This window comes from Mesorhizobium sp. WSM4833 (genome assembly GCF_055811095.1).
This window is the reverse complement of record NZ_JBVVQG010000004.1, coordinates 106693-119254: the sequence shown is the minus strand read 5'-3', so window position 1 is coordinate 119254 and position 12562 is coordinate 106693. Positions and strand designations below refer to the sequence as shown.

Annotated in this window: 13 protein-coding genes; 9 read left to right on the top strand and 4 right to left on the bottom strand. The window is 63.8% G+C overall.

Annotated features, from left to right (window positions below):
* Positions 1-391: 391 nt before the first annotated feature.
* Together AC0L2D_RS08945 and AC0L2D_RS08940 are read right to left on the bottom strand one after the other, a co-directional pair.
* Positions 392-949 carry an HNH endonuclease gene (locus tag AC0L2D_RS08945; RefSeq protein WP_006328497.1) on the bottom strand — a complete coding sequence of 186 codons (558 nt, stop codon included), beginning with the start codon at positions 947-949 and terminating at the stop codon, positions 392-394.
* A 128-nt stretch (positions 950-1077) separates the two neighbouring features.
* Entirely contained in the window at positions 1078-1719 is a 642-nt protein-coding gene (locus AC0L2D_RS08940) for a DNA-3-methyladenine glycosylase family protein (protein ID WP_275954238.1), read from the bottom strand.
* Positions 1720-1793: 74 nt separating this feature from the next.
* Between AC0L2D_RS08940 and gluQRS the strand changes: the two genes are divergently transcribed.
* A complete protein-coding gene (gluQRS, locus tag AC0L2D_RS08935; RefSeq protein ID WP_275954239.1) occupies positions 1794-2669 on the top strand; it encodes a tRNA glutamyl-Q(34) synthetase GluQRS in 876 nt (291 codons plus the stop codon).
* Between the two features lie 137 nt (positions 2670-2806).
* A complete protein-coding gene (locus tag AC0L2D_RS08930) occupies positions 2807-3703 on the top strand; it encodes a DMT family transporter (RefSeq protein WP_063169083.1) in 897 nt (298 codons plus the stop codon).
* A gap of 86 nt (positions 3704-3789) precedes the next feature.
* Here the strand turns inward: AC0L2D_RS08930 and AC0L2D_RS08925 are convergent, their stop codons facing one another.
* Positions 3790-4641: a YihY/virulence factor BrkB family protein gene (locus AC0L2D_RS08925; RefSeq protein ID WP_013529430.1), complete on the bottom strand. Its 852-nt coding sequence runs from the start codon at positions 4639-4641 to the stop codon at positions 3790-3792.
* Positions 4642-4696: 55 nt separating this feature from the next.
* Here AC0L2D_RS08925 and AC0L2D_RS08920 point away from each other — a divergent pair, with 55 nt between their 5' ends.
* The 7 genes from AC0L2D_RS08920 (at position 4697) to AC0L2D_RS08890 (ending at position 10337) form a co-directional block, all read left to right on the top strand.
* On the top strand, positions 4697-5563 hold the full coding sequence (locus tag AC0L2D_RS08920; RefSeq protein ID WP_082827492.1) for an SDR family oxidoreductase: 867 nt from the start codon (positions 4697-4699) through the stop codon (positions 5561-5563).
* Between the two features lie 24 nt (positions 5564-5587).
* Entirely contained in the window at positions 5588-5779 is a 192-nt protein-coding gene (locus AC0L2D_RS08915; protein WP_013529428.1) for a twin transmembrane helix small protein, read from the top strand.
* Positions 5780-5804: 25 nt separating this feature from the next.
* Entirely contained in the window at positions 5805-6386 is a 582-nt protein-coding gene (locus AC0L2D_RS08910; RefSeq protein ID WP_013529427.1) for a cob(I)yrinic acid a,c-diamide adenosyltransferase, read from the top strand.
* 28 nt (positions 6387-6414) lie between these two features.
* The gene (locus AC0L2D_RS08905) at positions 6415-7215 is read left to right on the top strand and encodes a rhomboid family intramembrane serine protease (RefSeq protein WP_024503780.1); all 801 of its coding nucleotides are present in this window, start codon (positions 6415-6417) and stop codon (positions 7213-7215) included.
* Positions 7216-7413: 198 nt separating this feature from the next.
* Positions 7414-8163 (top strand): electron transfer flavoprotein subunit beta/FixA family protein, encoded by a 750-nt coding sequence (locus tag AC0L2D_RS08900; RefSeq protein WP_013529425.1) that lies wholly within the window; start codon positions 7414-7416, stop codon positions 8161-8163.
* 158 nt (positions 8164-8321) lie between these two features.
* Complete coding sequence (locus tag AC0L2D_RS08895; protein WP_027162891.1) at positions 8322-9251, top strand: electron transfer flavoprotein subunit alpha/FixB family protein; 930 nt, start codon at positions 8322-8324, stop codon at positions 9249-9251.
* A 207-nt stretch (positions 9252-9458) separates the two neighbouring features.
* A complete protein-coding gene (locus AC0L2D_RS08890; protein ID WP_013529423.1) occupies positions 9459-10337 on the top strand; it encodes a 3-hydroxybutyryl-CoA dehydrogenase in 879 nt (292 codons plus the stop codon).
* Positions 10338-10393: 56 nt separating this feature from the next.
* On the opposite strand, the gene AC0L2D_RS08885 is transcribed toward AC0L2D_RS08890, so the two are convergent.
* Positions 10394-12433 carry a PAS domain S-box protein gene (locus AC0L2D_RS08885; protein WP_473540839.1) on the bottom strand — a complete coding sequence of 680 codons (2040 nt, stop codon included), beginning with the start codon at positions 12431-12433 and terminating at the stop codon, positions 10394-10396.
* Positions 12434-12562: the final 129 nt, after the last annotated feature.

The window sequence follows — 12562 nt, the reverse complement described above, 5'->3', positions numbered from 1 at the left end:
GTGACGCAGAGTTCGCGAGTGCAACTTGACACCCCAGATAGTCGCTCTCCCCCGATCGACGGGGTAGAGGAAGGGCGCGAGCCTGTTGTAGCCAGGACTCCTCTAAGAGAGGCTCCCTTCCTCTCCCTCCGGAGGGGGGAGAGGTGGCGCTGCGAAGCAGCGACGGAGTGGGGGAAGCCGGTCCTTAAGCGCGAAGCCGCTGATAAGTAAGCGCGACTGAGCCCGCGATATCGGGGAGCGTCAGATTATCATGGTCTGAGGAACCCGTGAGCACCGGCCTATGCCGACCGTAGCCTCAACCGCCACGAACACCACGAGTGCTTCGGCCGGCGAAGGCCGGAAGCGCAGAAAATCGCTTCAGGCGGCCAGCCTCCCGAATTCTCGAACGATCTCAGGGTTCGAGTTCGACATCCCAGTACAGATAATCCATCCAGCTTTCATGCAGATGGTTGGGCGGAAACAGGCGGCCATTGTTGTGCAGATCGTGCACCGTCGGCTGGAAAGGCTTCTGCAGCGGCCACATCTTGGCGTGCGCCGGCATCATGCCGCCCTTCCTCAAATTGCACGGCGAGCAGGCGGCAACGACATTCTCCCACGTCGTCGCGCCGCCGCGATGGCGGGGGATGACGTGATCGAAGGTCAGGTCCTCCGGCGTGCCGCAATATTGGCACTGGAAGCGATCGCGCAGGAAGACGTTGAAGCGGGTGAAGGCCGGGTGCCTGGAGGGCTTCACATAGGCCTTAAGACTGACAACGCTCGGCAGCTTCATCGAGAAGGTCGGCGAGGAGACGGCGTGCTCGTATTCGGCGACGATGTTCACCCGGTCGAGGAACACCGCCTTGATAGCGTCCTGCCACGACCAGAGCGACAAGGGGTAATAGCTGAGCGGACGGTAATCCGCATTCAGCACCAGTGCTGGAAGCCCATCCGGAGATACGGCAACCGTCACGTGTTCACCTCCTTGGTTCTAGACCCGAACGGCACGGATACTGTAAGCCCGACATGACAGGGATGTGAAGCGGATTGTCGCGTCGCTAAAGCGCCAAAAATGCATGATTTTTATGATTTTTCGCGGATTCAGGCCGGCGGCGCGGCGTCCCGCCCTCTGGTTTCACGATAATAGGACCAGAAAAGCCGCGATGCGACACCTCGCCACGGGCTCCATGATTCGGCCAATGCGATCAGCGTTTTCTCCGGCGGACGCGGCTCGATGCCGAGCGCGTGGCCGACCGCGCTCTGCAGCGCGACATCACGCGCGGGGAAAATGTCGGGGTGCCCGGCGGCGAATAAAAGGTACACTTCCGCCGTCCACGGACCGATGCCGGACACCGCCGTCATCGTCGTGATCGCCTCCTGGGCATCGAGGGAACAGAGGTGATGCAGGTCGAGGCCGTCGACCACGGCCTGGGCAATTGCGATCAGGCCACGCTGCTTCGGCCGCGACAGGCCGGCCTCGCGAAACATGTCCTCGCCGGCGGCCAGGATGGCCTGCGGCGTCAGCGGATCGACGAGCTTGGTCAGCCGGCCGAAGATCGCATCGGCGCTGGCGCGGGACACTTGCTGCGAGACGACGATCGACGCCAGGCTTCGAAACCCCGGTTCGGACAGCCGCAGCGGCACCTCGCCGGCCATGCCGCGCACCTTTTCCAGGCGCGGGTCGATCACGCAAAGCGCATCGAGCCCCCGGGCAATGTCGTCCGATGTCGCGATACGCTGCATGCTTTCTTGTTCCTGAACCGGCAGCACGGTAGCAATTGGCAAAACCGCCGCACAACCCGATTGCCGCCGCAGAGATGACACTCCTGACATTCCGCTTCGCGCCCAGCCCCAATGGCGACCTGCATCTCGGCCACGCCTATTCGGCGCTGCTCAACCGGAAGCTGGCGGCACGGGCGGACGGCCGCCTGCTGCTGCGCATCGAGGATATCGACACGACGCGCTGCACGCCGCAATTCGAGGCCGGCGTGCTTGCCGACCTGAAATGGCTGGGGCTTGGCTGGGAAGAGCCGGTGCGCCGCCAATCCGAGCATTTCGCCGAATACCAGGCGGTGCTCGAGCGGCTGGTCCGGGAGGAACTCGTCTATCCCGCCTTCATGAGCCGTGGCGAGATCCGCGCCTTCATCACCGACAGTGAAAAGCGTGGGCGCGACTGGCCGCGCGATCCCGATGGCGTGCCGCTCTACCCCGCCGCTGACAAGGCGCTGCCAGTCAAGGAACGCCAGCGGCGGATCGCCGGGAATGCGCCCTTCGCCTGGCGGCTGGATGTCGATGCCGCCTTGGCGCGTGTCGGCAAGGACCTGTCTTGGACCGAATTCGCCGACGAGACGCTTTCCGCGACACGCTCGATCGAAGCCCGTCCGCAGGACTGGGGCGACGTGATCGTGGCGCGCCGCGATATCCCGACCAGCTACCACCTCGCCGTCGTCATGGACGATGCCCTGCAAGGTGTCAGCCACGTCGTGCGCGGACAAGATCTGTTTTCCGCCACCGGCGTGCAGCGCCTGCTGCAGCAACTCCTGGGACTGCCGCAACCGGCCTATTTCCATCATCGCCTCATCCTCGGGCCCGACGGGCGAAAACTGTCGAAGAGCCTGGGCGATACCGGCCTTGCCGCCTTGCGCCATGCCGGCGCATCGCCTGACGACATCAGGCGAATGGTCGGGCTTTGAGCCCGGTGAGACCAAGAAGCCACCCCAGATGGGCCGGCGTTGAATTCCGGTGATCAACCGTTTCGCTTTGCGCGCCGGGGTGAACGGGATTAGAGCATCGCCACGGCAATTCTCTCCAGTGCGGCGGACTCCGGAACATGCACAGCATCAAGCGGTTCATTCCCGCCACCTTCGTCGTTCTGTGGGCGACCGGCTTCATTGGCGCGCGCTACGCCATGCCATGGGCGGAGCCGTTCACCTTCCTCGCCGCGCGGTTCGTCATCGCCGCCATCCTGCTGGCCGTCCTGATGCTTGTATTGGGTTCGAAAAAAGCCACCCGCGAGGAGGCGCTGCATGCCACCGGCGCGGGCATCCTGATGCATGGCGTCTATCTCGGCGCTGTGTTCTGGGCCATCCACAGGGGCATGCCGGCCGGCTTTTCGGCCCTCATCGTCGGCCTGCAGCCGCTGATCACGGCGGTGCTGGCCGGCAAATTCCTCGGCGAGGCGATCCTGCCGCGTCACTGGCTTGGCCTTGGCATCGGCCTCATCGGTATCGTCATCGTGCTGTGGCCGAAGCTCGGCGCGCTCGGCGGCGGCGTGACCGCGGCGACATTGACCGCCTCGCTGGTTTCGGTGCTCGGCATGAGCGCCGGCACCATCTGGCAGAAGCGCTTTGCCTCCGGCGGCGACCTCGTCGCGGCGACCATGTGGCAATATGTCGGCGGTGGCTCGCTGATGCTCGTCGCCTCCCTCGCCTTCGAAACCCACACGGTCGTCATCAATGGCGAACTCATCTTCGCCATGGCCTGGCTGGTGCTGGTGCTGTCGCTCGGCGCCATCTTCCTGCTGATGGTGATGATCCGCGACGGCGAGATGTCGAAGGTGGCCTCGCTGTTCTACCTGGTGCCGGCGGTGACGGCGATCATCGCCTGGGCCCTGTTCGACGAGCAGCTCAACGCACTTCAGATTGCCGGCATGGCGATCACGACATTCGGCGTCGGCCTGGCAACGGCGCGGCAGGCCAAGGGAAGAACTGTGGAATTGAGGAATTGAGGAATTGAGGAAGAAGCACAGACAGCGCCGGATATGGCCCGCTTTTTCTCCAATTCTTCAGTTCTTCAATTCCTCAATTCGACCTGTCATCCGACCCGCGCGCGCGCCTCCAGGTAGCGGCTGATCGCGGCATTGAGCTCGCCGCCGAGGATGAAGATCGCCGAGACCATGTAGAGGAAGACCACGGCGATCATGATCGAGGCCAGGCCGGCATAGGTCGTCACATAGGACGAGAAGTGGTCGAGATAGGTGGCGAAGATAGTCGAACCGATAAGCCATGCCGCCAGCGTGAAGACGATGCCCGGCACCAGCGAGACGAAGCGGCGCTTGCCCGCCGGCAGCCAGAAATGGACGGCAAACAATCCGCCGACAATGACCGCCGAAGCGATGACGTAACGCCATAGCGTAATGGTGCCCATATAGGGCTTGATCCAGTCGATATGGGCTTCGGCGAGCCGCGCCAGCAGCGGCGCGAACACCAGGAGCACGCTGATCGCCAGGAAACCGGCCGTGGCGATGAGCACGAAGATGATGCTCTGCACCCGGCGGTAGATGATGCCGCGCGTTTCCGAGACGCGGTAGGCGCGGTTGAGCGACGTGCGCAGCGCCTCGATGCCGTTCGAGGCAAAATAGGCCGCAAGCACCACACCATAGGTCAAAAGGTCGGTGCGCCTGACGGTCAGCACATTGAGCACTTCGCGCGCGATCGGCTTGGCGATCTGTTCGGGCCAGGTGTCGAAGACCAGATGCACGGCCGTGTCGGAGAACGCCTGCGCGCCGAGGAAGCTCGCCAGCGTCGTCGCGAAGATCAGGAACGGGAACAGCGCCATCAGCGAGGTGATCGCCAGATGGCTGGCCATCGCCCAGCCGTCATCGGTGTTGAAATGGCCAAGTGCGTCGTAGAGGACCCGCTTGAGGGCTACGATCTTCCGCAACAAGAACCGCGCCCTCCAATTGTCTCCACGCCGGGAATATGGGAAGGGATTGCGGCAAATGGCAACCCTTGGCGAAACCACGAACGGTCCGGCGCGGAAGTTGCGCTCGATTATCATCACCGGTGCGTCTTCGGGAATAGGCGCGTACTGCGCCCGCGCGTTGAAGGCGGAAGGCTGGCGGGTGTTCGCAACGGCGCGCAAGCCACAGGACATCGCCGCGCTCGAAGCCGATGGCATCGAGGCCTTCTATCTCGATTATTGCGAGCCGGACTCCATCGCCGCGCTGGTGACGGCGGTGCTCGACCGCACCGGCGGCCGGCTCGACGCCCTGTTCAACAACGGCGCGTATGCGCAGCCGGGCGCCGTCGAGGATCTGCCCGTTGCCGCGCTCAAGCAGCAGTTCGAGGCGAATTTCTTCGGCTGGCATGATTTGACCCGCCGGCTGGTGCCGGTGATGCGCCGCCAGGGTCAGGGCCGCATCGTCCACTGCTCCTCGATCCTTGGCCTCGTGCCGGTGCGCTTTCGCGGCGCCTATTCGGCGTCGAAGCACGCACTGGAGGCCTTGATGCTCTGCCAGCGCCAGGAACTGGCCGGCAGCGGCGTCCACGTTTCGCTGATCGAGCCGGGGCCGGTGAAGTCGAAGATCGCCAGCAATGGCCTCATTTGGTTTCTCAGCAACATCGACCACGAGAATTCCGTGCACCGCGTGGACTATGCGGCGCAACTCGAGCGACTGCGGGCCGGCGGCAGCCAATCGGCCTTGAAGCCAGGGCCGGAAGTGGTTCATGCGGCGCTGCGCCATGCACTTCTGTCGCGGCGCCCACGCCCGCACTATGTGGTAACAGTGCCCGCCAGGATCGGCGCGGTGCTCAGACGCATCCTGCCGGCATCGATGCTTTACCGCCTGATGGCCAAACGCGCCTGAACGCCAACCAACTGGAACGAAGCAATGGCAACCGTCTTCAACATTCTCGCCATTCTGGTCATGGTCGCCGTTGCGGTCGTGCTTGTTCGCGGCCTCATCAACATGATGCGCGGCGGCTCCGGCGTCACCTCGAACAAGCTGATGCAGGCGCGAGTCATGCTGCAGGCCGTGGCGCTGGTGCTGATCCTGCTGGCGGTGTATTTCACCCGCAAGTGAGGATGCCGGCGGCCGGGGAGGCGAAATGGTCAAGCTCAACAAGATCTACACCCGCACCGGCGATGATGGCACCACGGGTCTCGGCACCGGCGAGAGGCGGCTGAAATCCGATCTGCGGGTAGAGGCCTACGGCACGGTCGACGAGGCCAATGCCTGCATCGGCATCGCAAGGGTCCACACGGCCGCGGCCCATCCCGCGATCGACGCCATGCTGTCCCGCATCCAGAACGATCTGTTCGATCTCGGCGCCGATCTCGCCGTACCCGACGACGGCAAGCCGCTCGGCTATGAGCCGCTTCGCATCGTCGCCGTGCAGACCGACCGGGTCGAAAAGGACATCGACCTTCTCAACAAGGAGCTTCAGCCGCTCAAATCCTTCGTGCTCAATGGCGGCACAGCGGCGGCGGCGGCACTTCACCTTGCCCGCACCGTGGCAAGGCGAGCCGAAAGGCTGATGGTCGCACTGGCCCAGGACCCGAACGAGCACGTCAACCGCGACGGTCTGAAATACATCAACCGCGTCTCGGATTTCCTGTTTGTCGCCGCCCGGGCGGTCAATGACAACGGAAACGCCGACGTGCTATGGGTTCCCGGCAAGAACCGCTGATTGTCGAAAGCGGAAGAGGGCCTGGGGCATGTTCATCCCGCTTTACGACACCAACAGGCTGCGCCACATCCGCCTGCAATATGTGACCATCGGGCTGATCGTGGTCAACGCCCTGGTCTACCTCGCCACCGCGCTCGGCGGCGAGAGTTTCTCCAATGCCGCCGTGCTTGGTCTCGGCTTCATCCCGTCGGTCGTCCATGACACCGCCGAGCTCGATCCCCGTTTTATCGTCATCCCCGAAAGCCTGAGCTATCTCACCTATTCCTTCCTGCATGCCGACATCTTCCACCTCGGCGGCAACATGCTGTTCCTGTGGGTGTTCGGCGACAATGTCGAGGACGCGCTCGGTCACATCCGCTACCTCATCTTCTACCTGTTGTGCGCGATCGCCGGCGCCGCCTTCCAGGGCCTCGTCGCCTGGGACTCGCAGGTGCCGCTGATCGGTGCCTCGGGCGCCATCGCCGGCGTGGTCGTCGCCTATCTGATCCTTTATCCCAGGGTGAAGGTCTGGGTGTTGGCCTTCGCCCGCATCCCGCTGCGCATTCCGGCCTTCATCCCGCTCATCCTGTGGGTCCTTTTCCAGGTGGTGATGTTTGCCGCCGGCGGCGAGGATCAGATCTCCTGGGCCTGCCATATCGGCGGCATCATCGCCGGCGCCGTTCTGGTGCTTGTCTTGCGTAGCCGCGGCGTGCCGCTGTTTGCCGGCGCCGACGAAGACGTCGCGCCCGCCGCGCCCGACCAGCCGCCGGTTGCCACGGAACCGCTGATCCCCGATCAACCCGCCGCGACACCGCGCTGGGGACGCGGAAACGCTTCCAGTTCGGACTGAACCGATTTGAGCCACTTGCAGCGTATTGACGTGCAGGGTTGCCGCAACTACGGAAACGTCTCCGCCGCAACCTAAGGCGGGCAAAGACCAGAATTTCCATCCGGCCAGAATTTCCACCTGGAATGTCGGCTTTCGACAACTCAGAACGGGCGCAGGCTGTTATAGCGCGCCCAATTAGCGTGAAGAGGTGACAGGCAAATGAAGATCCTTGTGCCCGTGAAGCGGGTTGTGGATGCGAACGTCAAGGTTCGCGTGAAGGCTGATGGTTCGGCGGTGGAGCTCGCCAACGTCAAGATGGCGATGAACCCGTTCGACGAGATCGCGGTTGAAGAAGCGATCCGGCTGAAGGAAGCTGGCAAGGCGGAAGAAATCATCGTCGTCTCGATCGGCCCGCAGCAGGCGCAGGAAACCCTGCGCACGGCGCTCGCCATGGGCGCCGACCGCGCCATCCTGGTCAAGACCGACGAACAGACCGAGCCGCTCGGCGTCGCCAAGGTGCTGAAGGGCGTCGTCGACGCCGAGCAGCCCGGCCTCGTCATCCTCGGCAAGCAGGCGATCGACGACGATTCCAACCAGACCGGCCAGATGCTGGCGGCACTGTTAGGCTGGGCGCAGGGCACCTTCGCCTCCAAGATCGTGCTCGACGGCGACAAGGCCAAGGTGACGCGCGAAGTCGATGGCGGCCTGCAGACGGTGGAACTGAAGATGCCGGTGATCGTCACCGCCGACCTTCGCCTCAACCAGCCGCGCTATGCCTCGCTGCCCAACATCATGAAGGCCAAGAAGAAGCAGCTCGACGAGAAGAGCCCGGCCGACTACGGCGCCGACGTCAAGCCGCGGCTGAAGGTCATCAAGACCGAAGAGCCGAGCGGCCGCAAGGCAGGCGTCAAGGTCAAGAGCGTCGCTGAGCTGGTCGACAAGCTGAAGAACGAAGCCGGCGTGCTGTAAGGAAATCCGATGAGGCCGGCCTGCAAACGGCTGGCTTCTCCGCTTCCGGTGCTCACGTACAGAAGTACGCTCCGCTCCGGTTCTCGAAACCAACCGTTTTCGACTCGGCCTGACCGGATTTCAGGGAGCCGCGAAGACGAAAGTCAGGAATATCATCAATGGCTATTCTTCTGATTGCAGAACACGACAACGCAACCCTTTCCGACCAGACCGCCAAGGCGCTGTCGGCCGCGCTGCAGATCGGCTCGGACGTGCATGTGCTGGTTGCCGGCAAGGGCGCCAAGCCGGCAGCCGACGCTGCCGCCAAGCTGAAGGGCGTGAGCAAGGTGCTGTTGGCCGAGGCCGACGAGCTTGCCGAGCGCCTGGCCGAACCGACGGCAGCGCTCATTGTGTCGCTGGCGGGCGCCTACGACACCATCATCGCGCCGGCGACCTCGTCGGGCAAGAATGTCGCGCCGCGCGTGGCTGCGCTCCTCGATGTCGCGCAGGTGTCCGAGATCATCGAAATCGTATCGCCCGACACCTTCAAGCGGCCGATCTATGCCGGCAACGCCATCCAGACGGTGCAGTCGAGCGACGCCAAGAAGGTGATCACCGTGCGCACCGCCTCCTTCCAGGCAGCCCCCGAGGGCGGCTCGGCAGCCGTCGAGACCGTCAAGGCCGCGGCCAATCCGGGCCTCTCCACCTTCATCGAGAACAAGCTTTCCGAGACCGACCGTCCGGAGCTGACCTCGGCCAAGATCATCATCTCGGGCGGCCGCGCGCTGGGCTCCTCGGAGAAATTCCAGGAGGTCATCCTGCCGGTTGCCGACAAGCTCGGCGCCGCGGTCGGCGCTTCCCGCGCCGCCGTCGATGCCGGCTATGCGCCGAACGACTGGCAGGTCGGCCAGACCGGCAAGGTGGTTGCCCCCGATCTCTACATCGCGGTCGGCATCTCCGGCGCCATCCAGCACCTTGCCGGCATGAAGGATTCCAAGGTCATCGTCGCCATCAACAAGGACGAGGAGGCGCCGATTTTCCAGGTTGCCGACTACGGCCTCGTCGGCGACCTGTTCGTCATCCTGCCGGAACTGCAAAAGGCGCTTTGACGCTTTCTGCCAAAGCGTATTAAATGGTGAGGGTGGGGTAGACGAAGTCGCCCCGCCCTTTTAGTTTGCACCGCACAAAAAGCAGGCCGCAAAGGCTGAAAGCAATCCAGCAAAGTGCGCAGCGGTTTTGCGTCCGGGATTGCGGTAAAATAAAAGGTGGAGCGCTTTCGCAGTTCAAGCGGAAGGGTTCAGGACGGGATCGGTGTAATGAGCAAGATCGAGACGATCGGCATCATCGGCGCGGGCCAGATGGGTGGCGGCATCGCCCATGTCTCCGCGCTTTCAGGCTACAAGGTATTGATCTACGATATCTCGCCCGACCGCATCGAGAAGGGCATCGCCACGATCAGCGGCAACATGGCCCGCCAGGTGGGGTCCGGCAAGCTCGACGAGAAGGTGCGCAACGATGCGATGGGCCGCATTTCGGCCGCGCCCGCGATGGCCGATCTTGCGGGTGCTGACCTGGTGATCGAGGCGGCGACCGAGGACGAGACGGTCAAGCGCAAGATCTACGCCCAGCTTTGTCCGCAGCTCAATCCCGAAGCCATCCTGGCGACCAACACCTCGTCGATCTCGATCACGCGGCTTGCCGCGCAGACCGACCGGCCCGAGCGGTTCATCGGCATACATTTCATGAACCCGGTACCGCTGATGAAGCTGGTCGAACTGGTGCGCGGCATCGCCACCGAGGACCAGACCTTCGAGGCAGCCAAAACCTATGTGAAGCAGCTCGACAAGACGATCACGGTCTCGGAGGATTTTCCTGCCTTCATCGTCAACCGCATCCTGCTGCCGATGATCAACGAGGCGATCTACACGCTCTATGAGGGTGTCGGCTCGGTCGACGCCATCGACACCGCCATGCGGCTCGGCGCCAACCATCCGATGGGGCCGCTGCAGCTGGCTGACTTCATCGGGCTCGATACCTGCCTGTCGATCATGCAGGTGCTGCATGACGGCCTGTCGGACTCCAAGTACCGCCCTTGCCCGCTACTGGTGAAATATGTCGAGGCCGGCTGGCTCGGCCGCAAGACCGGGCGCGGCTTCTACGACTATCGCGGCGAGCATCCCGTCCCGACGCGCTGAGCGGATCGTCGGCGCAAATCAGGGACAAGCCTTTCGGTTCAACGGCGACGGGTCTATCAGGAGGCCACCGCCAGTGGCTCTGTCCGGCCATCCACGATCTGTGCGTCGGGCGCCACGGAGACACAGCCACGGCCCGCCGCCTTGGCGGCATAGCAAGCCGCATCGGCCCTGGCGATGATCTCGTCGACCTCGCCACAATTGGCATTGATCGCAGCCAACCCGATGCTGGCGCCGATCACGTGAGGACGGCCGTCCCAGGTGAAGTCTAGCCCGCCGATCGCATCGATGATGGAGCGCGCCGCGATCTTGGCGCCGGCTGCCGAACCCGATTTCAAAACGACCGCGAATTCGTCGCCGCCGAGGCGAGCGACGATGTCGTCTGGACCAAGCACGCCGCGAATAGCCACGGCGACCCGCTTCAGCAGCGCGTCTCCCGCCGCGTGACCACCCGTGTCGTTGACCAGTTTGAAGTGGTCGAGGTCGATGAACATGAACTGATGTCCGGCGCCTCCGACCGACCTTGTCGTGTCGCCGACCGACCTTGTCGTGTCGGCGGTGCCGTCCTTGCGCGCCTGGCCGACGAGGTCCTCCATGGCGCGGATGAAGCTGGAGCGGTTGGCAAGGCCGGTCAGCGCATCGTGTGCCGCGGCGTGGGCGAGCTGGCGCTGCAGCGCGCGCGCATCGGTAAAGTCCTGGAAGACGATGACCAGCCCGCAGAATTCGTTGCGGTCGTTGACGATCGGCGACACCACCTGGCGGATGCTGCAGCGCGTGTCGTCGCGCCGGATGAGGACGGCGCGGCTGTTCTGGTCGGCGGGCGCATGAACGCCAACCGCGGGCCGGGTCACGCCGATCCTGTGCCCCGTCTCCTCATCGACCGCCCAGTAGACATGGCCAAGCATCTTGCCGAGAGCCTCGCCGCCGGCAATCCCGGTCAGCTTTTCGGCGACCGGGTTCATGAAGGTGATACGGTTTGCGGCATCGGTGCAGATCACGGCATCGCCGATCGATTGCAGCGTCACCCTCAGCCGCTCCTTTTCATCGGCAAGCATTGCCGCCGACACGGTGAGGCGCTCTTCGGCCTCCTTGCGGCGGGTGATGTCGGTCAAGCTGCCGATGGCCCTGATCAGCCGTCCATCCTCATCACGTTCGATGGCCTTGCCGCGGTCGAGGATCCACACCCAGTGGCCATCCTTGTGGCGCATCCTGAACTCGGCCTCAAAGAACGGTGTCTTGCCCTCGAGATGAGCGCGATCCGCTTCGGCGACAGTCTCGCGATCATCAGGATGGATCATCGTCAGCCAGCGGTCGGTGTCGCCATCGAGCTCGCCATCCGCATAGCCCAGCATCTTGACCCAGGTCGAGGAATAGGTCGTGCCGCCCTTGCGCATGTCGAGATCCCAGACGCCCTGGCCGGCGCCGGCGAGCGCGAAATTCCAACGCGTTTCCGCTTCGGCAATGCGCGCCTCGGCCTGCTTGCGAGCGTCGATGTTTTCGATTTGCGAGACGAGATAGAGCGGGCGGCCGCTGGTCTCATCGCGAATGACCGAACCGGCAAGATGGGCCCAGACAGGCGTTCCATCCTTGCGGAGATAGCGCTTCTCGAAATGGAAGGAATTGACCGTGCCCGCCTTCAGATCGTCCATCGTCTTCCGCCCGATCTGCTGGTCGTCGGGATGCGTGATCTGGAAGAAAGTCAGCGCCTCGATCTCTTCGCTTGTGTAGCCAAGCATGGCCGCGAAGGCCGGATTGGTCTGGCGGATGCGCCCATCGAGACCGACAACGACGATACCGATCGCTGAATCCTCCATGGCGCGGCGGAAGCGCAGCTCGCTCTCGGCGATCTGTTGGCGATCCATGCTGATCCTGCGGGTGGACAGGGCGGCGAGGAACAGCGCGCCCGCCGCCACTGCCATCGCGATCTGCAGGCAGAGTTTCAAGGCTTCGGTGCCCAGGTCCAGGTGCGACAGCAGGATCGAGGCCGCCAGCACGCCCAGGCCGGCGACGAGCAACGCCAGCCCTGCACGCCCAAGAGATTCTCGGCTGGTCAATCCTCGCCACATCACGATACGTGCCACCCCCGTGCGCAAACGCATGTTCTCGCCTCAACCTTGGCGGATCGATTTTAAGGAAAGGTTGCGTCAGGCATTCCGGTGCCATCGCTAACCGGCAAACAATTGCCGGCATGATTAAGGATCGGTATGCGCGAGCGGGCGAGCGTGGCG